Origin of the sequence: Bacillus sp. SIMBA_005 (assembly GCF_046535585.1) — a bacterium.
Classification (GTDB): Bacteria; Bacillota; Bacilli; order Bacillales; family Bacillaceae; genus Bacillus; species Bacillus pumilus.
Map to the genome: position 1 here is coordinate 243,917 of NZ_JAWRWI010000001.1, position 20,920 is coordinate 264,836.

Below are 20,920 nucleotides of genomic sequence, written 5' to 3' on the forward strand. Positions count from 1 at the left end.
AAGGGGCAAATGGGAGATAAGAGGGGGATTTCATGGTGAGTACAATAGCTAAAAAGCGGGGGTTTGGCGCTGTCTTATGGGATTACTTGACGACGGTTGACCACAAAAAAATTGCCGTACTATATTTAGTGGCAGGGGGATTTTTCTTTTTAATTGGCGGCCTGGAAGCGATGATAATCCGTATTCAGCTAGCCATCCCTGAGAATGATTTTGTAAGTGCAGGGTTTTACAATGAAGTCATGACGATGCACGGAACAACGATGATTTTCCTTGCAGCGATGCCGCTTTTATTTGCATTAATGAATGCGGTTGTACCTATTCAAATTGGTGCACGTGACGTAGCATTTCCGTTTGTGAATTCACTTGGTTTTTGGCTGTTCTTTTTCGGAGGAATTTTCTTAAACCTTGGATGGTTTATGGGCGGGGCACCTGATGCAGGTTGGACTGCATACGCTTCTCTCACGCTGAATTCAGAAGGACACGGCATGGATTTCTATATTTTAGGGTTGCAGATAGCGGGTATTGGTACGCTAATTGCCGGAATCAACTTTCTTGCAACGATTATTAATATGAGAACGCCTGGTATGACGTATATGAGAATGCCGCTCTTTACTTGGACGACATTTGTCGCTTCAGCACTGATTTTATTCGCATTTCCGCCGCTTACAGCAGGGCTTGCAATGCTGATGCTTGATAGAATGTTTGATACGAGCTTTTTCAATCCAGAGCTCGGCGGTAATACAATCATCTGGGAGCATTTGTTCTGGATTTTTGGACACCCAGAAGTTTATATCTTAATCCTGCCAGCATTCGGAATATTTTCTGAAATCATTCCAGTGTTTGCAAGAAAAAGGCTGTTTGGCTATTCGTCGATGGTGTTTGCGACTGTATTGATTGGTTTCCTTGGATTCATGGTGTGGGCGCATCACATGTTCACAACAGGACTTGGTCCGATTGCCAATGCCATCTTTGCTGTAGCCACAATGGCGATTGCGGTGCCGACAGGAATTAAAGTATTTAACTGGCTGCTCACCATATGGGGCGGTAATGTGAAGTTTACAACGCCGATGCTGTATTCCGTTGCCTTTATACCGTCATTTTTACTTGGCGGGGTAACCGGAGTCATGCTTGCAGCAGCTGCAGCAGATTATCAGTTCCATGATACGTACTTTGTTGTGGCGCATTTCCACTACGTCATTATCGGCGGGGTGGTATTCGGTATTTTGGCTGGTGTGCATTACTGGTGGCCGAAGATGTTTGGAAAAATACTGAATGAGAAGCTTGGGAAAATTAGCTTTGTGCTATTTTTCATCGGTTTCCATTTAACCTTCTTTATTCAGCATTTCCTCGGTCTTTGGGGCATGCCGCGCCGAGTCTTTACATTCCTGCCAGGTCAGGGGTTAGACCTTGGGAACTTCGTCAGTACGATTGGGGCGCTGTTTATGTTTGTAGCTGTTGTCATCCTGCTGATTAACGTCATCTGGACGACAGCGAAAGGGGAGCGTGTATCGGGCGATCCTTGGGGAGACGGAAGAACGCTTGAATGGGCAGTGTCTTCACCTCCGCCAGAATATAACTTTAAACAGCTGCCACTTGTCAGAGGACTAGATCCATTATGGATTGAAAAAATGGATGGTAAAAAAGGAATGACAGCATCTGAACCGCTCGATGATATTCACATGCCGAATAATTCCATCTTACCTGTCATTATCTCATTCGGTCTATTTGTGTCAGCGTTTGGCTTCATGTATCGTCAAGAGCACAGCTGGGGGCTTCCAGTGATTCTCATTGGTCTTGGCATTACATTTGCAACCATGCTGGTTCGCTCTCTTAAAGACGATCATGGGTACCATATTCACAAAGAAGATCTGACCGATGACGATGATAAAGGGGTGAAAGCATAATGGAACCACAAAAAATGACAGCAGAAACTTTTCCGGCTTCTCCTGAGAAAGCCACTTTAGAAGGAAAGAATAAGTTCGTCGGGTTCTGGTTGTTTCTTGGGGGAGAAACTGTTCTGTTTGCATCGCTCTTTGCCACATATTTGGCGCTGAAAAACTCTAATGCAGGCGGAGCAAAAACAACTGATATGTTTGATCTCACACTTGTCTTTATTGCCACGATGCTTCTACTGACGAGCAGTTTAACGAGTGTGTATGCAATGTATCATATGAAAAACTTTGCCTTTAAAAAGATGCAGCTTTGGCTTGGTGTGACTGTGCTATTAGGTGCTTCATTTCTAGGGGTTGAGATTTATGAGTTCTATCATTATGTGCATGCGTATGATTTTACCATTACCAGCTCAGCTCTTGGTTCCTCCTTCTATACACTTGTAGGAACTCACGGGGCTCACGTCGCCTTCGGACTTTGCTGGATTACCGCTCTTATGATTCGAAATATGAGACGCGGACTCGATTTATACAATGCGCCAAAATATTATGTGGCAAGTCTGTATTGGCACTTCATTGATGTTGTGTGGGTCTTCATCTTTACCGTTGTATATTTAATGGGAATGGTGGGATAAGAATGGGAAATAAAAACACAAATCAGTCTAAAGTCGATCTTGTATACCGTAAAAAGAAAAATGCCGAAGAAATGAAGCATCAGCTCATTTCTTTCGGCTTGATGATTGGATTAACCTTTGTTGCCTTTTTAACAATCGCTTCCGAAGATGTTGGAAACTGGTTCGCAGTACCATTTATTTTACTGCTTGCCGTTATTCAGGTGGCTTTTCAGCTTTATTATTTTATGCACATGAACCAAAAAGGGCATGAAACACCCGCATTGTTTCTTTACTCAGGTGTGTTTGTCGCGTTTATTACCGTATTAGCCTTTTTGACCATTATATGGTGGTAAGCCCGCTTTGCCCTTGAAGGAGGCGCAGCAATGGAGAACTTAGAGATATTCGGATTTCGGGCATTATGGAGCCCTTACTATTTGACTAGTATTGTCATAGCAGCTGCTCTTTATCTGCTTCTTGTGACAAAGGGGAAGCATCGTGCGACGGTAAAAGAGAAAACGTTGTTTCTGACGGGGCTTGTTCTGTTATACGCCGTAAAAGGAAGCCCAATTGATTTAATGGGGCATATTATGTTTAGTGCACATATGGCGCAAATGGCGGTGCTCTATTTAGTCATTCCGCCTCTCCTTATTACAGGATTACCTGCGGTCATTTGGGAGCGAATCATCCAAACACCAGGCATTCAGCAGATGTTTCGTTTGTTTACCAAGCCTTTAATTGCATTGCTGGGGTTTAACGGTTTGTTTTCGATGTACCATATCCCGCTTGTGTTTGATTTTGTGAAAACAGATCCGTTTTATCATGCGCTGATGACAGTGGTCATTTTTATTGCTGCCTTTTTCATGTGGTGGCCGCTCGTTCATAAAGTCCAAAGTCAGCCTCAGATTACAGGCATTTTAAAGCTTGGTTATATTATGGCAGACGGGATATTAATGACTCCTGCATGTGCACTCATTATGTTTAGTGAGACACCGATCTATGCAACCTATTCTGATGCTGGTGCTTGGATACAGGCGCTGCATCTCTGCGTACCAAGTGATACGCTGGCAGGTCTTGCGCTCACAGGTCCTGAAATGTTCCATACCTTGCCGCTGCTAGAAGACCAGCAGCTAGGCGCGATTTTGATGAAAATAATTCAGGAGATTGTGTACGGCTCAATCCTTGCTGTTGTCTTCTTTGACTGGGCAAGAAAAGAAAGAGCGAAAGATGCCGTACCAGATGCGCTGATTCCGAAATATGAATGAAAAAAGCACAGCCATATGGCTGTGCTTTCGTTTATGCTTCTGCTGTCATTGCTTCTAGTTTTTCTTTCAGCTGTTCAAGCGTTTTTTTGCTTGATTGGATGAGAGACTTAGGGAAATCTTCGCCTTCGCCGTATTCAACACCGTGCGGATAATAATGTTTTCCGAGTAAAGGTGTGAGAAGCTGTATGTGTGCTCTTTTTGAACCAACATCTCCTTCGGTGGCGTAGCCGGAAATCCGTAAATAAAAGGTTCCCTCTACCATGTTATACTTTCTGTCGTACGTCACACGCTCATAATCCCATTGATCGGCTCGTACAAATCCTTCACTTTCCATGATGAAATCTAATTTATTTAAGTCAGCTGTTACCTTTTCAATCCCCGTGCCTTCAAATTTCACCCAAAACCCCTCCTTATAAAAATTCCCTTTACTGACAATCATAGTATGAAAGCGTTAAACTTTCAACTGTGAAGGGTATGTTCTTTTATAACCTGGTTACAGTAATAAAGAAAATAACAGATGGAGGAATCAACGTGAAAACGAAAAAAATCAAAGATATTATGACAAAAAAAGTAGTGACATGTCAGCAAGATGACAATACGTATGAAGCGGCAGTCAAAATGAGAGACGCAGACATTGGGGCCATTCCGGTGGTTAACGGAGATCAGCTCGTTGGTATCGTGACAGACCGTGACCTTGTACTCAGAGGTATTGCAGAAAAAAAGCCAAACTCACAGGAAGTAGGCTCGTTGATGACGAAGGAAGTACTGACAGCAGAAGAAGATGCAACGCTTGAAGAAATTGTCCGGCTGATGTCAGAGCACCAGCTCCGCCGCATTCCTGTTGTGAAAAACGGTGCATTAACAGGGATTGTCGCTCTTGGAGATTTATCCGTCGAAGATTTATCGAATGATCGCGCAGGAGATGCACTGACAGAAATCTCTCAACAGGATCAAGATCATGGGCAAGGATTTCTTCATTAAGAGGGGCATATTTTAAATTCGTGTTAAATAGGCTGTATTGTCGTTGATAAATGAAGCGAGTTTTGTTTAAATGACAGTAGAAGGTACTTTTTTTGTACCTTGCCAATTTAACGGAGGTGTTTATTTGAAAACTGTGCTCAAAACACTCCTCATCCTCCTGATTATATCTGGAACGTACGTTCTGTTTATTCAATATGGATCTTCACCAGAAAAAGAAAACAGCAATGAACCGAAGGTGTCTAATGAAGAAACATCTAGCGATAAGCCGATCAATATCCCGAAAAAGGGGCTCATGTCCTTTATGGGAAAATCTTCAAACGAAGTGCTTAAACAGCTGGGAGAACCAGATCGCATTGATCCTTCCGCATATGATTATGACTGGTGGATATACAATCAATCGAAGAAGCACTATATTCAAGTAGGGGTAAAGGATAGTAAAGTGGTGACATTGTTTGCAACAGGAGACGGACTCAATGTTGAACCATTTAAAATCGGTCAAGCCACAAGTAAGGTATTTAAAAAAACACAAATTGCACCTTACATTCATGTAGAGGATGAACAAAATTCATACCGCTTTGAATTCTCAGAAGATGATATGAATACAAGGCCCACCGTGAAAGTGGACGATGATGTATATGTTCAGCTTTACATGGATAAGTTTGAAAGCACCCTTTCAAGTATCAGGGCGTTTAACGCGGATACATTTGTGAAACAAAAGCCATACGAAGTCGTCTATCGTGGTGAATTGATAGAACCAGAAGCAATATCGGGTGAAAAATGGAAAGAGATCGAAGCTTCCAGTCAAAAACAAATTTTTGATATGACCAATATTATTCGTCATAAGTACAAACTGCCGACCTTAAAGTGGGATGATGAAACCTCTGAAGTGGCATTCATGCATAGTGAGGACATGAAAGAGAATCATTATTTCTCCCATGAATCTAAAAAGTACGGTACGCTGAAAGACCGATTAGAAAGAGGCGAGGTGGCATTTCAACTCGCAGGTGAAAACATTGCCTATAATTATGTAGATGGACCTGCAGCGGTAGAAGGCTGGCTCAATAGTGAAGGTCATAGAAAGGCGTTATTAAATAAAGATTACTCACACCTTGGCGTCGGTGTGAAAGAAAAATACTACACCCAAAACTTCATCAAAAAAACATCTTAAACGAAAACAGCTGCATCATCGCAGCTGTTTTTTTGCTTCAAAAAGGGGCTCACCAAAATAACTGCTGGTGTATATAGTATAGTAGGCATTTGTATGGGGGGTGAGGATATGACAAACAAGCAAAAACAAACATCCATTGATGAATTTAAACAATTCGTCAGACGCCATCCGAAGTTAATTCAAGAAGTGCAAACGCAAGAAAAAAGCTGGCAAAGTGTATACGAAAATTGGGTCATGTTTGGTGAGGAAGATGAGATGTGGTCTCCTTACCGGCAAACGCAATCTGAGGACATGAAAGAAGAAAAAGCCTCAAAGCCAAGTGAATCGGGAAAAGCAGATTTTATGTCTAAAATGGTTTCTGCAGTGAAAAAAATGGACGCTGATCAAATGAATGAACAAATCAACAAAATGAGCCAGTCTATTTCCTCTTTACAAAGCTTACTCGGACAATTTTCATCAAATGGCTCGAAGAAAGGTTCATCTGGAGGCAGTCAGCACCCATTCTCCTTCAGGAAAGATTAATTGAAAGGGGATGCTTTTGGTGCGGAAAGAAGTACAGGAGTTTGTCATGGCCGAAGAGGAACGAATCAAATTCATCAGACAGCGTCCTCTCTGGTACAGACAGCTGACTCGACATCCTGATAAGCTATCGTCCTTTGAATTAGATAAAATGAATTTTTACGAAAAAACCATTCCTCATCGTGTGAGTCAGTTGAGTAACAGTGTCCAAATGGCTGAAATGATGATTCAAATGTTCCAAGCAATGCGCAATCAAAATGGAGCCGGGTGAGGCTTTTTTGAGTTGATTAAGATGTCTATTTCCTGAGCATCCTATAAAAGTAGATGAAAGGAGAATCAGATGATGAAATGGATGCTGTCAATGTGCGCATTGCTTTTTCTTGCCACCGGGTGTCAAAGTCAACATGAAGAGAAGCAAATCACGAAGCAAGATCCAGCTGTACCAGTGATGCAGCAAGCCGAAAGTGAAATGAAGCAGCAAGGCTTTTTTAAATACAAAGTGCAGGGGTCTTCAGTCTATATAGAAAGTACACTTCAAGATTTTCATCTTGAGTCTAAGCGACTAAAAAAAGATGAGAAGGCGGGATATTTTACAGTGTATGTAGACGGAAAACGTGCTGGCAATGAGTGTACTGCTGCATTTGTGGTCAAGCATCTTTCAAAAGGAAAACATAAAATCACCGTTGTGCTCAATTCTCGTCATCCAGAATATAGGCATAAAAGAGAGACATGGGATGTATTTGTGACGTAAAAGCATTTTCTGATCCATAGGTTTCGTGGTAAACTATGAATTGGAGGTGCAACATTTATGTATGCGACAATCGAATCTGTGGAGCTCCAAGAGGAAGCAAATCAATTGGCTGCCATGATTCTTCAGTCGGAGGAGGCTGAACATTACCGCAACTGCTTTAAGCGTCTCCAGCAAGACGAAGAAGCCCAACAAATTATTGCCCATTTTACAAAAGTAAAAGAGCAATATGAGGATGTGCAGCGGTTCGGCAAATACCATCCGGACTATAGAACGATCTCAAAGGAAATGCGTGAGGTCAAAAGAAAGTTAGATCTTCACGATACAGTGGTTGATTTCAAAAAAGCAGAAACAGCGATTCAATCCATCTTAGATGAGATTAGTATTGAAATCGGTCAAGCTGTATCAGCATATATCAAAGTTCCAACAGGGAACCCATATTTTGATGGTCTATCATCATGCGGCGGTGGCTGTGGATCTGGTGGCAGCTGTGGCTGTAAAGTATCTTGACGAGACTTGAATGTCTCGTCTTTTACATAATAACTGAAAAGAATTGAAAAAGCGGCAGGTGAAAAGATGGAAACCAAACGTCAAGGGATGGTCGTTTGGCTGCATTCGTTAAAGCAGTCAAAGGCGCTAAGAAAATTTGGAAATGTTCACTATATTTCAAGGAAAATGAAATATGCAGTGATCTATTGTGATATGAATGATCTCGAGCGCCATATGGCTAAGCTCAGCTCATTGCCATTTGTGAAGCGTGTTGAACCTTCATATAAACCTTTTATTAAACTAGAGTACGAATCCAAATTGGACAAAGCAAAAGAGTATGATTATAAAGTGGGCTTTTAAAGACACAAAAAAACCCCCGCGGCATCACCCGCGGGGTCCTTCTATTCTTAATGATTCATTAAGGAGAAGGCAAAGGGAGAGGAGAAACCGGAGGAAGAACTTATGGGGAAACGTAAGTCTTCTCCGCGGTTGGCAACAGCACCACATCAGATGCTGTTATAAGTAGTATGACCCCGCTTTCCTTGATCTATACATAGAAAATGAATGAAAGTCCGCACATTGTCCATTGCGGAGTGTTGTGGTAAGATAATGTTGGATTTTTTGTCATACTCAATAACCAATAGAAGCAAGCAGAAAAAGTGGTGGAAAAATGAGAGTCATCTCTGGAACGAGAAAAGGCCGCACACTTAAAGCGGTACCAGGTCAATCAACAAGACCGACGACAGATAAAGTGAAAGAATCGATATTTAATATGATCGGTCCGTATTTTGATGGCGGATGGGCGCTTGATTTATTTGCGGGAAGCGGTGGTTTAGGGATTGAAGCGCTTTCTAGAGGATTCGATCACTGCATATTCGTTGATCGAGATATGAAGGCGATTCAAACGATAAAAGGAAACCTCAATCAATTGGAGCTGATTGATCAAAGTGAAGTGTTTCGAAATGAGGCAAAGCGTGCACTCGCTGCCGTTGTGAAACGAGAGGAATCCTTTCAAGCGATCTTTCTTGATCCGCCTTATAAAGATCAACAGCTGAAGGCACTTCTTGACATGATTGACGAGCATGCCTTATTAACAGATGACGGAGTGATCGTGTGTGAGCATGATAAGGACGTCACACTGCCAGAGGAAGCTGGACAGCTTTACATATCAAGACAGGAACTGTACGGGTTGACTGGTATTACGATCTATAGAAAGCGGGGAAATTAAAGCATGGGGAACATAGCCGTTTGTCCGGGTAGCTTCGATCCAGTCACATTGGGCCATTTGGATATCATCAAAAGAGGTGCAAAGATCTTTGATGAAGTGTATGTATGTGTACTAAATAACTCATCCAAGAAACCGTTATTTACCGTTGAAGAACGGTGTGAGCTTATTCGCCAAGCGACGAAGGATCTGCCAAATATCAAAGTTGAATCCTTTCACGGTCTGCTTGTTGATTATGCGAAACAAAAAGAAGCCAAAGTCATTTTACGCGGATTAAGAGCTGTGACAGACTTTGAATATGAAATGCAAGGCACATCAATGAATAAAGTGTTAAACGATGACATTGAAACATTTTTCATGATGACCAACAATCAATATTCCTTCTTAAGCTCAAGCATTGTCAAAGAAGTAGCTAAATATGATGGTTCAGTCAAAGACCTTGTGCCAAAAGAGGTAGAAGAAGCGCTGATAGAAAAATTTAAAGGATGAGTGTACCGTGCACTCATCCTTTTTTTAATTTCTGATAGTATAGCGCCGTATACAAGATCAAGCTGCATAGCGTGATCAAAGGGCCAGCTGTCACAAGCTGATTCCAAAGCACACTGCTGTACATGACGACCTGCTGACTTGCTTCAAAGGCACCTGCTGGAAGAGCCATGTCAGATCGAGAGACATAAAGAGGCTTGAACAATAAAAAGGCAAAAATAGCTGCATAAATCCCGTGGAGCAAACGAGCGAAGAAGAACGGTTTAAAGCGTATATCTGTTGCCGCCAGAATGCCGGCGACCTGAGCTTGAACAGAAAACCCGCTGAATCCTAATATAAAGCTGACGACAATTGTTTTAGCAAGAAGGGTGACTTCCTGTGACCCTGTCAGCTGACTTCCTAACGTGATTTCAAATAAACCAGCAATCATCGCAAGATCTAATTCTGGCGGAAGATGCATCGTTTGCAGCATATATCCGATCCCTATGGATAAGAGGTCCGTCACATGAACAACTGATAACATTTTGCTAAAAACAGAAAATAAGATAATAAAGCCGCCAATCATAAAGAGTGTTTGGACTGATGACATGACCGCATCACTTAAAATTTGGCCGAGCGGTCTTTTCTCTGCGAGTCTTGCTGTATGAAGAGCACTGAATGCCTCTTGAAACGGTGGGAATAAAAATCGCTTACCGCTTCTCAGATGTGCATCTTGCCGCGCTTTATATCCCCGCATCGTCACACCAACAGCGAGATTCCCTAAATAATGTGCGCAGGCCAAAACAATTCCTAAAGCTGGATGATGAAAAAAACCAACAGCCACCGCACCAAAAATAAACAATGGGTTCGATGAATTTGTAAAAGAAACGAGGCGCTCTGCTTCGATTTGTGTCAGTTGTCCTTCCTGTCTGAGTCTTGTGGTCAATTTCGCACCAGAAGGAAAGCCTGATGCCATTCCCATCGCTAGGACAAACCCGCCTACACCAGGCACTCGAAAGATGGGACGCATAAATGGCTCTAATAATACCCCGACAAATCTGACAATCCCGAAACTAATTAATAGCTCGGACAAAATAAAAAAAGGAAGCAATGATGGAAATACAACCTCCCACCACATTGCAAGTCCATTTTTAGATGCTTGCAAAGAGGCTTGTGGATGTGTAATCACAGTGGCTGTTAAAAAGATAAAAAAAGCAGCGATGAACAGAGTGTTCCATTTTTTCATGGAGATTTCGCCCCTTGCCGTTATGATCTATTGGCGAGCTCGTGATCAAAAAAGAAAGAAACTAGCCGAGCCTGTCTTCTATTACTATACGAGCAGAAGGGGCATGTTTAGACCAATAGATTCGTATATATGCATAGAAAAGAGGAGGGTGGATTTTCATGAAGCGACCAGTCATCGGGCTTGCGTTAGGCTCTGGGGGTGCGAGGGGAATGGCACATATCGGCGTTTTATCTAGTCTTGAGAAACAAGGTATTCAGGTAGATATGATCGCTGGCAGCAGTATTGGCGCACTTGTTGGGAGCTTTTATGCGGCAGGACAAGACGTAGAAAAAATGAAAAAACTTGCACTTGTCTTCAGAAGAAAGTATTATGCTGACTATACACTGCCAAAAATCGGTCTTTTAAAAGGACATCGAATTTTGCAGCTGATTCACACTTTTACATATGGGAAAAAATTCGAAGAATTAAGAATGCCCCTTGCGGTGGTTGCCTGTGACCTCGAGACAGGGGAGAAGGTCGTGTTTAAAAAAGGGTCTGTCTCACAAGCAGTGAGAGCAAGCATCAGCATTCCGGGCGTGTTTGTTCCTCATGAAATGGGCGGCAGACAGCTAGTGGATGGAGCGGTTGTGGACCGCATTCCTGTGTCTGTTTTAAAAGATATGGGTGCAGACCTCATTATCGCCTCTGATGTATCAAGGGTGAAAAAAACAGAAAAGGCGACGAGATTATCGGATGTCATTATGCAAAGTTTGGACATCCTTCAAAATGAATTGGTCCGTCATCAAACCATTCACGCTGATGTCATGATCCGGCCGAGGCTTGAAACATTTAGCTCGAGTGCGTTCACACAGGTGCAGGAGATGATTGAAGCAGGTGAGCTCGCCGCAGATCAACTAACAGGTAAACTGAAAGATGTCATTGATAAATGGGAGTGTTAATCGAATGAAAAAATTGAATATTCGCTGGCTCAGCTTTTTTGTCGTTATCCTTGTATTATGTGGCTTAACCTTTGTCAAACTGCCATATTACGTGACAAAGCCGGGTGATGCAACCGAGATTGCCCCCCACATTCAAGTAGACGGCGGATATGACGAGAAGGGAAGCTTCTCTCTTATGACAATTAAAGTAGGTCCAGCCAATCCGTATACGTATTTGCTTGCGAAAATGAATAAATATGACGAAATCGTCCCAGAAGAAAACATTAAAGCGGACGGGGAGTCGGATCAAGATTATATGAAAAGGCAGCTTCAGCTGATGAAAAGCTCTCAAGAAAATGCCATGATTGCAGCATATACAAAAGCAGGAAAAAAAGTAGATTATACGTTTAACGGCGTATATGCAAGCTACGTGATGAAAGGAATGCCTGCTTACGGCAAAATTGAAGTGGGCGACCGAATCAAAAGCGTTGATGGCAAAACCTATGATTCTGCTGATAAAATGGTTTCGTATATCAGCAGCAAAAAAGCAGGTACACCTGTCCGTTTTATCCTTGAACGAAATGGCAAAGACATCACGGAGAAAGTGACGTTAAAACCATTTAAAGAAGAGCCGAATCGAGTTGGAATTGGCGTATCATTATTTACAGACCGAAATGTGAAAGTCTCACCGTCCATTAAGGTGGATATTGAAAATATCGGCGGACCGTCAGCGGGTCTTATGATGTCACTTGAAATTTATAACCAGCTGACAAAAGAAGACGAAACACATGGCTACGCGATTGCAGGGACGGGAACGATTGATGCCGATGGAACGGTCGGTCCAATTGGCGGAATCGATCAAAAGGTCGTGGCGGCAGATAAAGCCGGAAAAGATATATTCTTTGCACCGAACGATAAAGGTGATCCAAACTCAGACTACCGAAATGCTGTCAAAACAGCAAAAGATATTAAAAGTGATATGAAAATTGTGCCTGTAGATACAATGCAAGATGCGCTGAACTATTTAAACAAATTAAAAGAGAAAGCATCTTAATTAAAAAAGAGCAGCCTTCATAAAGGCTGCTCTCAGCATGTAGACAAACCCTTGTATTCTTTGTCAGGACTGCGTGCCGGTGCTCGCGAATGTCAAATTCGCTCCGGTACTTGTCCTTCCTAGACTTCAAAGGTTTTCTATCATGCTGAAAAGAAGACAAAGGGCTAAAATAAAGATCATTTTAGCCCTCTGTCAACGATATGGAGCAGCCTTCGTAAAGGCTGCTCTTTTTGCTAAGACTGGAAGAGACCAGTCTCTTCATCATATCGGATCGGTGAGGTTTTAAATTCCGCTTCCGTTAAGTTCGTTTGCATTGGTTCACTAACGGGCAGGCTGAAAACGCGGGATGCGCGTATATCAAGATCAAGAGCGGGATGTGAAAAGGCAGACAGTTTACTGACGAGCGGCACGTCCAATTCTTTTTTCACAAGGGATAAGTATTGCTGCCCTTTCTTTGACATACCAAGTAACCGAATATAAGGTGCTTTTTTCTCTTTCAGCAGCTCATGCATGGCATTCTTTTTCACCCTCATTAAGAGATGTGTATTCATCCGCTGTAGCCTTGTCCACGTATAGCGTTTTGTTTTCACAAGTGATAGATATTCCTCGTAGGAGGACGCATGTGTAATCGCCTTTTGCATGCGGTGTTCGATGCCTTCTTCAATTTCATAGATGCTTTCTAGTTCTGCCGTATCCATTGTGTGAAAGACGTGTTTTAAGAAGCTAAAGTAGGCTTCTTGTGTATGTAGAAGACCATATGAAGAATGATAGTCATGTAATTGCTTGAGCGTAGCATCTGGGAGATAAGGGGCGACTGTTTCAAATGCACCATAATCTTTTAAGGCTTTTCGTATACTTGTTGCACTTGCGATTTTCTGATTTTCAGGTAGTTCTTCATCATGATAACCAGATGAAATCCTTTGAGAGGTAAAGGGCTGCATGTGAGGGGATCGCTCCATGATGGCTTTGACATAATGGAAACCTAAAATGTTATTGGGCCGAGACAGATCCAGTAAGTGCTTAGGATCAATCACCTCTTGAAACGCAGCAACAGCAGCTGCTGGATAACTAAGGCCTTCTTTCACCTTTTCTTTTGTGAAAAAGTCAATTTCTTCTTTTTTTTCATGCCAAGCACGAGCTGTTCGCTCAAATGCTTTGATGTCACCATCCTCGCTGCCGAAAAAAAGGGAGCGGCATTTTAAAGCATCTAGAATCGCCACAGCACCGTTTGCAAAGGTTTCTGCCTTTTGCACTGCGTATATGTATGGAAGCTCACACACAATGTCTACACCGTTTTGCAGTGCCATTTTTGTCCGCGCCCATTTTGAGACGATGGCAGGCTCACCGCGCTGAAGGAAGGAACCGCTCATAACGGCAATGGCAACATCTGAGGAGGTATGTGTTTTCGCCTGACGAACATGATAGGCATGTCCATAATGAAATGGATTATACTCGACAACGACTCCTGTTGCTTTCAATAGATGTTCCGCCTTTCTTGCTATGGTTAAATGGTCTATGCTACAGTAGCATAAGGGAAAAATGAAGCCCATTTTTTTCAGTGTAGGCATTCCGAGAACTGATGTCAAACAACGCTCTGGCATCACAAAGGACTGTAAAGAAAAAATATTGACAAATAACATGATGAAAGCTATAATCATGTTTGTTGCTCTTAGAGGTGATACAATTGAAATGGACAGTTTATCAGTTACATCAAAAAGCTAAAAACAGCTTCGATTTTCATGAGACGGTTGACTTAAATGAACTTACTAGCCTTCATTCAGATATACGTCGCATTTCACCGGTAGAGGTGAAAGGGACTGGAGTGATCGAATCAAAGCAAGTCGCATTTGATTTAACCATCACAGGTGAAATGACATTGCCTTGTTCAAGAACGCTTGTTGATGTAAATTATCCATTTGCGATTTCAACGAAAGAACTATTTGTACTTCATAAGACAGACGACATAGAAGATGAAGACGTTTCTATTGTAGAAGACGACATCATCGACTTAACGCCTTTAGTCAAGGAAGAAATTCTTCTTGAAGTGCCGATGCAAATCTTTTGCGACCAAACTGACGTAAAAGGTGCTGCACCACAAGAAGGGAATGACTGGGCAGTCATTTCGGAAGATGCACATCAAAACCGAATTGATCCGCGTCTGGAAGGCTTGAAGAAGCTCTTAGAAGAAAATAATGAATCTTAACTCTTTAAGGAGGTGGGAATAATGGCTGTACCTTTTAGAAGAACTTCTAAAATGAAAAAAAGATTGCGTCGTACGCATTTCAAACTACAAGTACCTGGTATGGTAGCTTGCCCAGAATGCGGTGAAATGAAAATTTCTCATCGTGTCTGCAAATCTTGCGGAACATACAAAGGCAAAGACGTAAAAAGCAACTAATGCTTGATAAAAAAACGTGAGGGAACCTTCCCTTACGTTTTTTTATTTGTCTATTTTTTAGGTTTCTCCCCTGCAAATAGTCTATCTACTCTAGTAGGCGCATATGATGTGGTATTCAGATTCAGGGGGGATGATCAATTGACGATTACAAGGCAGGACGCATGGACACAGGATGAAGATTTACTTTTAGCAGAAGTCGTTTTAAGGCACATTCGAGATGGAGGAACGCAGCTTTCCGCATTTGAGGAAGTCGGGAAAGCATTGTCAAGAACAGCGGCAGCATGTGGTTTCAGGTGGAACTCATACGTTAGAAAACAATATCAGGCAGGCATAGAGCTGGCAAAAAAACAGCGGAAAGAATTGCGTAAAAAAATAGGTATTCATTCCTCTGGTTTACCACAGCATGCGTTAACCATAGAAGAAAAGACTTCTTCAAACCAGGCTGAATTGACCCTTCGAGAAGTGATTCAGTTTTTAGAGCAGCTTGAAAAAGAACCTGATGGACCCGCTCATTTACGCGAAGAACTGGCAGATGCACAGTATCAATTGAAGTCACTTACAGAAGAAAATGAACACTTAAAGCGGCAATTAAAAATGACAGAAGAAGATTACCGGGCACTCATAAGTATTGTTGAAAGAGTCAAACAGAATATTAGCTTAAAAGAATATGCTAAATAAAGAGACGCCCCTCACAGAGAAAGGAGGGGCGTTTTGTGATCAGCCTTTAAGCGGATTCACCTGTATTTTTTTGAATATGTGCGGGCTCCCAGATAAGTGGATTTTCACCCTTATCGCGCTCCATATCATATTTGACTGCTTCAAAGCCCATTTTATCCCAAAAACCGGCAGATTTGACACGCGGATTGGTCCGAATTGGCAATCCGAATGATTTAGCGAATTCAACAAGTGCTTCGCCGTACCCTTTGCGCTGATATCCAGGAAGCACTTCCAGCTTCCACAGCTCTAAATAATCATGGTTGTGGTTAAAATACGTAGTTGTTGAGCCGTCCACTTGATAAAGACTCATACGTGCCACTAGCTTATCTCCAAAATAAATCCCGTAAAATGGAGAGTTGCTGTCATTTTCAATCATATTGCTTTCAAGGTCTTCAAGCATGGATAGTTCTTGTATGCCATATTCCTTAAATTGTTTAAATTCCTCTAAAGTTTTGTAATTAATTAGAAGTCGTTTTACTTGTGCCATATGATCTTCCCCCTTACACACATAATGTCGACAGTGATGTCATTGAAGGCGTTTTCATCCCATCCGCCTCAAAAAGTTTTTACACTTATTATTATAGTTTTTAAATTAAAAAAATTCAATCATAGCGCGCCATCTGCTTTTTGCATCACGACATGAACCTGTTAAAATAGTTGATATCATAAAGTAAACGAAAAAGGGATGTGCGGAAGTTGAACATTGGAATCATTGGTGGCGGTGCGATTGGTCTGCTTTGTGCTAGTTATTTAACGCAGCATCATGACGTCACAGTCTTTACAAGAAGAAACGAACAGGCAGAAGAGATTCGAGCATTCGGCATTGAGCGAACAGGAAAAGGAGATACATGCCAGGCGACTGTTCATGCACAGACAGGAATAACAGGAGAATTTGATTTGCTCATCGTGACAGTGAAATATCATCATTTGCAAGATGTGCTGCGTGAACTATCGACATTACCTCCTCATCGTATCTTATTTTTACAGAACGGAATGGCTCACTTATTAGATTTGGAGAATTGGAAAAGAGGACATTCATTATACATAGGTGTGGTAGAGCACGGTGCTATGAAGATGTCAGATCATGAAGTGAACCATACAGGTATCGGTGTCATCAAGTGGGGGGCATATCAGCATGAAGAAGCAGCAGATATAAAAAATGCATTGAATGAGACATCATCTCATTTTCAGGTGATCTATACGGATGAATGGATAAAGGTGCTGGAGGAAAAACTGCTTGTCAATGTCTGTATCAATCCGCTCACGGCTTTGCTGCATGTGAGGAACGGGGAATTAATCGCAAACTCCTCATATGAACACATGATGAAATGTGCATTTGAAGAAGCAGTTTCCATCTTGGGCTTGTCTGAAAAAGAGCGGCTTTGGCCTTATGTGGTTTCTATTTGTGAGAAAACCGCTGAGAATCAGTCCTCGATGCTTCAAGATATAGTGAAAGGCCGCCAAACCGAAAGAAAAGCCATCCTTGGTTATCTTTTGAAAAAGGCTCAAGCTCATGGCGTTGCGGCGCCACATCTCACTTTCTTTGATCGAAGCTTGGAAGTATTGGAAAAAAAGCAAACAAAATCTTTTGAGTGAGCTCATTTACATGCTATACTTTTTTCGGGAAACTAACTATTTATTGAAGAAAGGAAGTTCTAAACATGCAATTGACTGAACTTTCCATCCGAAGTCAGAATTTATTCATACGTGATTATATAGAAGAAAAAAAAGAAATGACGACTTTTTTTGATTATGATATACATTCTGAGCACACATGGAAAAAGAGATACGACGATCTCATGGAAATGAGCTTCCCGCGCGAGGCTTTAGCGGATTATATGAGCGCATACCACGCAAAGTTTGAATCGGCAGCGATGCGACAGAACATTGAAAAGATCCGTGATGAACGGAGTGTCATGGTGGTCGGAGGACAGCAGGCTGGTCTATTAACAGGACCGCTTTATACCATACATAAAATCATATCCATCATTCAGTTTGCAAAAGAAAAAGAAACAGAGCTTGGCGTCCCAGTGATTCCGGTCTTTTGGGTAGCCGGTGAGGATCATGACGTAGATGAAATTAATTTTGTGTACACATCTGGCGAAAAAGGGCCAGTGAAACAAAAGCTGTCATTACATAACGTCAAAAAAGCGGCTGCGAAAAGAATCCCGCTTGATCAAGAAAAAACCGAGACATGGCTCCGTGATGTGTTTTCAACGTATGAAGAATCTGCATACACCAATGACTTGCTTGATCAGCTTCTTCGATGTTTACGCAAATCACAAACGTTTACTGATTTCTTTGAATGGATTGTATGTGACCTCTTTGAAGAGGATGGACTGCTTTTACTTAATTCAGGTGACTTAGGTGTTAAACCACTCGAGCGTGCGTTATTCAAGCACATTGTCGAGACAAATGATGCGGTTACTACTCGCTTAAATGAATCACAGGCTGCTATGAAACGAGCAGGATATCAGCCGATTATTGAAGCTGGTGACAATCAGGCGAATCTGTTTTACGAATATGATGAGGAACGTTTCCTGATTGAAAAAGAGAACGGCCGGTTTTCTATATCAGAAGTGGGGCTTACATGGACGAAGGAAGAGCTTTTGCAGGAAGTGGAGGAGCACCCAGAACGGTTTAGCAACAATGTGGTGACGCGTCCCTTGATGCAGGAAACCCTTCTCCCGACACTTGCCTTTATGGCAGGACACGGTGAGGTTAACTATTGGGGAGAGCTGAAAGGAATCTTTGAGCATTTTAAATTAAAGATGGCGCCTGTTCTTCCGAGGCTGCATGTGACCATTCTTGAAAGGCATATCGACAAGAAACTGCCAGTTAGAGAACTGTCGGTAGAAGAAGTGCTGACAAATGGAGTAAAAGAAAAGAAAGAAGCGCACTTTCAGCAAAGTCTTCCAGACAGCTTTGTTCAAGCGGTTCAACACGCCAAACGTGAATTAGCAAATGCTCATGGCGTGATGAGACAAGAAGCACTGGAGATTGAACCAAACTTCGAGCAGCTGCTAGATAAAAATGCCAAATTTATTGAAGACCAGCTTCAATTTGTTTATCAAAAGGTGGCGCAGCGTGTGGAAGAGAAGGAAGGATATATCCTTCGGGACTTTGAACGAATTGAAAATAGTTTAAAACCACTAGATGCCCCGCAGGAAAGAATTTGGAATATCATGTACTTTTTAAACAAATATGGTCCAGAATTCTTCAAAACGTTCAAAAATCTGCCATTTTCATTTCAAAACAAGCAACAAATTGTCAAACTTTGAAATAAAGTTTTAATGAACCCTGACTAGTTCAGGGTTTTTTTTTATGTAGAAACAGTGTAGAATAAGTTTTGTGGAGAGAAGTGGTGGATAGTGGAGAGTATGGGTGAGAAAGTGGGGCTCTGATTATCATGTTCATGGGTGAATACCAACATACGATTGATACAAAAGGGCGCATGATCATCCCTGCTAAATTTAGAGACGGACTCGGAGAACAATTTGTGCTGACGAGAGGGCTTGATCAATGTTTATTTGGCTACCCTATGAGTGAGTGGAAATTAATCGAAGAGAAACTCAAAGCACTACCGCTAACGAAAAAAGATGCACGTGCGTTTACACGGTTCTTCTTCTCTGGCGCAGTAGAATGCGATCTGGACAAGCAGGGGCGTATTAACATCGCATCAAACCTACTCCAATATGCAAAACTCGAAAAAGAATGTGTGGTCATCGGCGTTTCAAATCGAATTGAGTTGTGGAGTAAGTCGATCTGGGAACAATATACAGAAGAGCAAGAAGATTCTTTTGCTGAAATTGCTGAAAACATGATTGGATTTGATATATAATAATCCCTTGTGCAGCAAGCTTTCTACACATTCATTTCTATTTGAAAAAGGTGGGACCATAACATCATGTTTCAACATGAGACAGTATTATTAAAAGAAACAGTTGACGGTTTAAACGTAAAAGAAGACGGTACATATGTGGACTGCACGCTAGGCGGAGCAGGTCATAGCTCATATTTACTATCTCAATTATCAGAAAAAGGAACATTGATTGGATTTGACCAAGATGATGCTGCACTGGATCATGCACGAGAGAAGCTCGCAGATTTTAAAGCGAACATTCTTTTCATAAAAAGCAACTTCCGATATTTAAAAGAACGTCTGAATGAACAAGGTATTACGAGCGTAGACGGTTTGATTTTTGACCTTGGGGTATCATCTCCTCAGCTCGACACACCAGAGAGAGGCTTTAGTTATCACCATGATGCACCTCTTGACATGCGAATGGATCAATCAGCCGCATTGTCGGCAAAAAAAGTGGTGAATGAATGGCCATTTGAAGATCTAGTTCGGATTTTCTACAAATATGGGGAAGAAAAGTTCAGCAAGCAAATCGCACGCAAAATTGAAGAAGCAAGAAAAAAAGCGCCAATTGAAACAACGGGTCAGCTTGTCGACATTATCAAAGAAGGAATTCCGGCACCTGCAAGACGAACTGGCGGACATCCAGCGAAAAGAGTATTTCAAGCGATCCGAATTGCCGTAAATGATGAATTGAAAGTATTTGAAGAAGCACTAGAACAAGCAATAGAGTTACTCAATCCGAAGGGGAGAATTTCTGTCATTACATTCCATTCACTTGAAGACCGGATTTGTAAAAGTACATTTAGAGAAATGTCTTCTCTTCCAGAACTTCCGCACGGACTACCAGTGATTCCAGAAGGACTTGAACCAAAACTCAAGCTGATCACGAGAAAACCGATCGTTGCATCAGAACAAGAGCTGGAACATAACAACCGTGCCCGTTCAGCGAAGCTCCGAATTGCAGAAAAAAAGTAAAACGACACCATAGATGATGATAAAAAGGAGGTTTCTTATGAGTAATTTGGCTTACCAAAGAGAAGTGAAGCAACATCAAACAGAGCAGCAAGGCCAATCGGTTGTCATTAAAAGAAGAGGGTCTATCACCCTTGGTGAAAAAATCTTACTTGTCATGTTTGTTATGGCTCTTATGTGCAGCTCGATTCTCATCATTTCTAAAGCTTTTGCTGTCTATCATGCCAATATCGAAGTGCAGAAGTTAGAACAGCAAGTATCTTTAGAATCGAAGAAGATCACTGAGCTACAAAAGGAAAAAGACTTGCTGAGTGAACCAGAAAGAATCATTGAGGCTGCGAAAAAAGCAGGCTTAAGCATATCGAAAGATGTTAAGAAGGTCGATTAACAT

The 20,920-nt window shown here is 41.8% G+C and carries 27 protein-coding genes; 23 read left to right on the top strand and 4 right to left on the bottom strand.

The annotated features are described in order from the left end of the window. Window positions 1–32: 32 nt before the first annotated feature. From ctaD to ctaG, 4 genes are read left to right on the top strand one after another with little or no spacing between them, the layout of a single operon-like run. Window positions 33–1,904: a cytochrome c oxidase subunit I gene (gene ctaD / locus SB660_RS01360; RefSeq protein WP_169056454.1), complete on the top strand. Its 1,872-nt coding sequence runs from the start codon at window positions 33–35 to the stop codon at window positions 1,902–1,904. Continuing rightward, window positions 1,904–2,524: a cytochrome c oxidase subunit III gene (ctaE, locus tag SB660_RS01365; RefSeq protein ID WP_003210862.1), complete on the top strand. Its 621-nt coding sequence runs from the start codon at window positions 1,904–1,906 to the stop codon at window positions 2,522–2,524. The genes ctaD and ctaE overlap by 1 nt, the downstream gene beginning before the upstream one ends. A 2-nt stretch (window positions 2,525–2,526) precedes the next feature. Then, on the top strand, window positions 2,527–2,856 hold the full coding sequence (ctaF, locus tag SB660_RS01370) for a cytochrome c oxidase subunit IVB (RefSeq protein WP_003211520.1): 330 nt from the start codon (window positions 2,527–2,529) through the stop codon (window positions 2,854–2,856). A gap of 30 nt (window positions 2,857–2,886) precedes the next feature. Then, the gene (ctaG, locus tag SB660_RS01375; RefSeq protein ID WP_410581031.1) at window positions 2,887–3,765 is read left to right on the top strand and encodes a cytochrome c oxidase assembly factor CtaG; all 879 of its coding nucleotides are present in this window, start codon (window positions 2,887–2,889) and stop codon (window positions 3,763–3,765) included. 31 nt (window positions 3,766–3,796) lie between these two features. Here ctaG and SB660_RS01380 read toward each other — a convergent pair whose 3' ends face one another. Next, on the bottom strand, window positions 3,797–4,162 hold the full coding sequence (locus SB660_RS01380) for a YugN family protein (RefSeq protein ID WP_169056456.1): 366 nt from the start codon (window positions 4,160–4,162) through the stop codon (window positions 3,797–3,799). Between the two features lie 161 nt (window positions 4,163–4,323). Between SB660_RS01380 and SB660_RS01385 the strand changes: the two genes are divergently transcribed. The 9 genes from SB660_RS01385 (at window position 4,324) to coaD (ending at window position 9,384) form a co-directional block, all read left to right on the top strand. Beyond that, window positions 4,324–4,746 (top strand): CBS domain-containing protein, encoded by a 423-nt coding sequence (locus tag SB660_RS01385; RefSeq protein WP_044142103.1) that lies wholly within the window; start codon window positions 4,324–4,326, stop codon window positions 4,744–4,746. Window positions 4,747–4,870: 124 nt separating this feature from the next. Further along, window positions 4,871–5,914, top strand: coding sequence for a CAP domain-containing protein (locus SB660_RS01390; protein WP_169056457.1), 1,044 nt, complete (start codon window positions 4,871–4,873; stop codon window positions 5,912–5,914). Between the two features lie 108 nt (window positions 5,915–6,022). Continuing rightward, window positions 6,023–6,436, top strand: coding sequence for a YlbD family protein (locus SB660_RS01395; protein WP_180309057.1), 414 nt, complete (start codon window positions 6,023–6,025; stop codon window positions 6,434–6,436). A 19-nt stretch (window positions 6,437–6,455) separates the two neighbouring features. Beyond that, a complete protein-coding gene (locus tag SB660_RS01400) occupies window positions 6,456–6,704 on the top strand; it encodes a YlbE-like family protein (RefSeq protein WP_058014067.1) in 249 nt (82 codons plus the stop codon). Window positions 6,705–6,776: 72 nt separating this feature from the next. Continuing rightward, the gene (locus SB660_RS01405) at window positions 6,777–7,184 is read left to right on the top strand and encodes a hypothetical protein (protein WP_410581034.1); all 408 of its coding nucleotides are present in this window, start codon (window positions 6,777–6,779) and stop codon (window positions 7,182–7,184) included. Window positions 7,185–7,241: 57 nt separating this feature from the next. Further along, on the top strand, window positions 7,242–7,691 hold the full coding sequence (gene ricF, locus SB660_RS01410) for a regulatory iron-sulfur-containing complex subunit RicF (protein WP_007499807.1): 450 nt from the start codon (window positions 7,242–7,244) through the stop codon (window positions 7,689–7,691). A gap of 66 nt (window positions 7,692–7,757) precedes the next feature. Continuing rightward, window positions 7,758–8,030: a YlbG family protein gene (locus SB660_RS01415; protein WP_003212137.1), complete on the top strand. Its 273-nt coding sequence runs from the start codon at window positions 7,758–7,760 to the stop codon at window positions 8,028–8,030. A 310-nt stretch (window positions 8,031–8,340) separates the two neighbouring features. Then, a complete protein-coding gene (gene rsmD, locus SB660_RS01420) occupies window positions 8,341–8,898 on the top strand; it encodes a 16S rRNA (guanine(966)-N(2))-methyltransferase RsmD (protein WP_144462125.1) in 558 nt (185 codons plus the stop codon). A 3-nt stretch (window positions 8,899–8,901) separates the two neighbouring features. Then, window positions 8,902–9,384, top strand: a complete 483-nt coding sequence (coaD, locus tag SB660_RS01425; protein WP_044142001.1) for a pantetheine-phosphate adenylyltransferase — start codon at window positions 8,902–8,904, stop codon at window positions 9,382–9,384. Window positions 9,385–9,397: 13 nt separating this feature from the next. Here coaD and ylbJ read toward each other — a convergent pair whose 3' ends face one another. Next, entirely contained in the window at window positions 9,398–10,606 is a 1,209-nt protein-coding gene (gene ylbJ / locus SB660_RS01430) for a sporulation integral membrane protein YlbJ (RefSeq protein ID WP_058014063.1), read from the bottom strand. 158 nt (window positions 10,607–10,764) lie between these two features. Between ylbJ and SB660_RS01435 the strand changes: the two genes are divergently transcribed. Both SB660_RS01435 and SB660_RS01440 read left to right on the top strand, forming a co-directional pair. Further along, window positions 10,765–11,544, top strand: a complete 780-nt coding sequence (locus SB660_RS01435) for a patatin-like phospholipase family protein (RefSeq protein ID WP_058014062.1) — start codon at window positions 10,765–10,767, stop codon at window positions 11,542–11,544. A 4-nt stretch (window positions 11,545–11,548) separates the two neighbouring features. Further along, window positions 11,549–12,577 (top strand): SepM family pheromone-processing serine protease, encoded by a 1,029-nt coding sequence (locus tag SB660_RS01440; protein WP_169056461.1) that lies wholly within the window; start codon window positions 11,549–11,551, stop codon window positions 12,575–12,577. 233 nt (window positions 12,578–12,810) lie between these two features. Here the strand turns inward: SB660_RS01440 and SB660_RS01445 are convergent, their stop codons facing one another. Next, a complete protein-coding gene (locus tag SB660_RS01445) occupies window positions 12,811–14,055 on the bottom strand; it encodes a nucleotidyltransferase (protein WP_410581039.1) in 1,245 nt (414 codons plus the stop codon). A 206-nt stretch (window positions 14,056–14,261) separates the two neighbouring features. On the opposite strand from SB660_RS01445, the gene SB660_RS01450 reads away from it, so the two are divergent. From SB660_RS01450 to gerR, 3 genes are all read left to right on the top strand, one after another. Continuing rightward, the gene (locus tag SB660_RS01450; RefSeq protein WP_003210956.1) at window positions 14,262–14,780 is read left to right on the top strand and encodes a YceD family protein; all 519 of its coding nucleotides are present in this window, start codon (window positions 14,262–14,264) and stop codon (window positions 14,778–14,780) included. A 21-nt stretch (window positions 14,781–14,801) separates the two neighbouring features. Next, window positions 14,802–14,975, top strand: a complete 174-nt coding sequence (gene rpmF / locus SB660_RS01455) for a 50S ribosomal protein L32 (RefSeq protein ID WP_008354700.1) — start codon at window positions 14,802–14,804, stop codon at window positions 14,973–14,975. A 138-nt stretch (window positions 14,976–15,113) separates the two neighbouring features. Further along, entirely contained in the window at window positions 15,114–15,653 is a 540-nt protein-coding gene (gerR, locus tag SB660_RS01460; protein ID WP_180309053.1) for a sporulation-specific transcriptional regulator GerR, read from the top strand. 46 nt (window positions 15,654–15,699) lie between these two features. Here gerR and SB660_RS01465 read toward each other — a convergent pair whose 3' ends face one another. Then, on the bottom strand, window positions 15,700–16,179 hold the full coding sequence (locus SB660_RS01465; RefSeq protein ID WP_003211702.1) for an N-acetyltransferase: 480 nt from the start codon (window positions 16,177–16,179) through the stop codon (window positions 15,700–15,702). Between the two features lie 209 nt (window positions 16,180–16,388). Here SB660_RS01465 and SB660_RS01470 point away from each other — a divergent pair, with 209 nt between their 5' ends. The 5 genes from SB660_RS01470 (at window position 16,389) to ftsL (ending at window position 20,917) form a co-directional block, all read left to right on the top strand. Next, window positions 16,389–17,288 carry a 2-dehydropantoate 2-reductase gene (locus tag SB660_RS01470; RefSeq protein WP_180309052.1) on the top strand — a complete coding sequence of 300 codons (900 nt, stop codon included), beginning with the start codon at window positions 16,389–16,391 and terminating at the stop codon, window positions 17,286–17,288. 65 nt (window positions 17,289–17,353) lie between these two features. Next, the gene (bshC, locus tag SB660_RS01475) at window positions 17,354–18,973 is read left to right on the top strand and encodes a bacillithiol biosynthesis cysteine-adding enzyme BshC (protein ID WP_339165677.1); all 1,620 of its coding nucleotides are present in this window, start codon (window positions 17,354–17,356) and stop codon (window positions 18,971–18,973) included. A 128-nt stretch (window positions 18,974–19,101) separates the two neighbouring features. Next, the gene (mraZ, locus tag SB660_RS01480; protein WP_003211163.1) at window positions 19,102–19,533 is read left to right on the top strand and encodes a division/cell wall cluster transcriptional repressor MraZ; all 432 of its coding nucleotides are present in this window, start codon (window positions 19,102–19,104) and stop codon (window positions 19,531–19,533) included. 66 nt (window positions 19,534–19,599) lie between these two features. Continuing rightward, window positions 19,600–20,532: a 16S rRNA (cytosine(1402)-N(4))-methyltransferase RsmH gene (gene rsmH, locus SB660_RS01485; RefSeq protein ID WP_180309051.1), complete on the top strand. Its 933-nt coding sequence runs from the start codon at window positions 19,600–19,602 to the stop codon at window positions 20,530–20,532. A 37-nt stretch (window positions 20,533–20,569) separates the two neighbouring features. After that, window positions 20,570–20,917: a cell division protein FtsL gene (ftsL, locus tag SB660_RS01490; protein ID WP_012009864.1), complete on the top strand. Its 348-nt coding sequence runs from the start codon at window positions 20,570–20,572 to the stop codon at window positions 20,915–20,917. Window positions 20,918–20,920: the final 3 nt, after the last annotated feature.

Excerpts from the sequence above, each read along its gene's own strand:
- ctaD (WP_169056454.1), top strand. The coding sequence starts at position 33 with ATGGTGAGTACAATAGCTAAAAAGCGGGGGTTTGGCGCTGTCTTATGG.
- ctaE (WP_003210862.1), top strand. The coding sequence starts at position 1,904 with ATGGAACCACAAAAAATGACAGCAGAAACTTTTCCGGCTTCTCCTGAG.
- ctaF (WP_003211520.1), top strand. The coding sequence starts at position 2,527 with ATGGGAAATAAAAACACAAATCAGTCTAAAGTCGATCTTGTATACCGT.
- ctaG (WP_410581031.1), top strand. The coding sequence starts at position 2,887 with ATGGAGAACTTAGAGATATTCGGATTTCGGGCATTATGGAGCCCTTAC.
- SB660_RS01385 (WP_044142103.1), top strand. The coding sequence starts at position 4,324 with ATGACAAAAAAAGTAGTGACATGTCAGCAAGATGACAATACGTATGAA.
- SB660_RS01395 (WP_180309057.1), top strand. The coding sequence starts at position 6,023 with ATGACAAACAAGCAAAAACAAACATCCATTGATGAATTTAAACAATTC.
- SB660_RS01405 (WP_410581034.1), top strand. The coding sequence starts at position 6,777 with ATGAAATGGATGCTGTCAATGTGCGCATTGCTTTTTCTTGCCACCGGG.
- ricF (WP_007499807.1), top strand. The coding sequence starts at position 7,242 with ATGTATGCGACAATCGAATCTGTGGAGCTCCAAGAGGAAGCAAATCAA.
- SB660_RS01415 (WP_003212137.1), top strand. The coding sequence starts at position 7,758 with ATGGAAACCAAACGTCAAGGGATGGTCGTTTGGCTGCATTCGTTAAAG.
- rsmD (WP_144462125.1), top strand. The coding sequence starts at position 8,341 with ATGAGAGTCATCTCTGGAACGAGAAAAGGCCGCACACTTAAAGCGGTA.
- coaD (WP_044142001.1), top strand. The coding sequence starts at position 8,902 with ATGGGGAACATAGCCGTTTGTCCGGGTAGCTTCGATCCAGTCACATTG.
- ylbJ (WP_058014063.1), bottom strand. The coding sequence starts at position 10,606 with ATGAAAAAATGGAACACTCTGTTCATCGCTGCTTTTTTTATCTTTTTA.
- SB660_RS01435 (WP_058014062.1), top strand. The coding sequence starts at position 10,765 with ATGAAGCGACCAGTCATCGGGCTTGCGTTAGGCTCTGGGGGTGCGAGG.
- SB660_RS01440 (WP_169056461.1), top strand. The coding sequence starts at position 11,549 with ATGAAAAAATTGAATATTCGCTGGCTCAGCTTTTTTGTCGTTATCCTT.
- rpmF (WP_008354700.1), top strand. The coding sequence starts at position 14,802 with ATGGCTGTACCTTTTAGAAGAACTTCTAAAATGAAAAAAAGATTGCGT.
- SB660_RS01465 (WP_003211702.1), bottom strand. The coding sequence starts at position 16,179 with ATGGCACAAGTAAAACGACTTCTAATTAATTACAAAACTTTAGAGGAA.
- bshC (WP_339165677.1), top strand. The coding sequence starts at position 17,354 with ATGCAATTGACTGAACTTTCCATCCGAAGTCAGAATTTATTCATACGT.
- mraZ (WP_003211163.1), top strand. The coding sequence starts at position 19,102 with ATGTTCATGGGTGAATACCAACATACGATTGATACAAAAGGGCGCATG.
- rsmH (WP_180309051.1), top strand. The coding sequence starts at position 19,600 with ATGTTTCAACATGAGACAGTATTATTAAAAGAAACAGTTGACGGTTTA.
- ftsL (WP_012009864.1), top strand. The coding sequence starts at position 20,570 with ATGAGTAATTTGGCTTACCAAAGAGAAGTGAAGCAACATCAAACAGAG.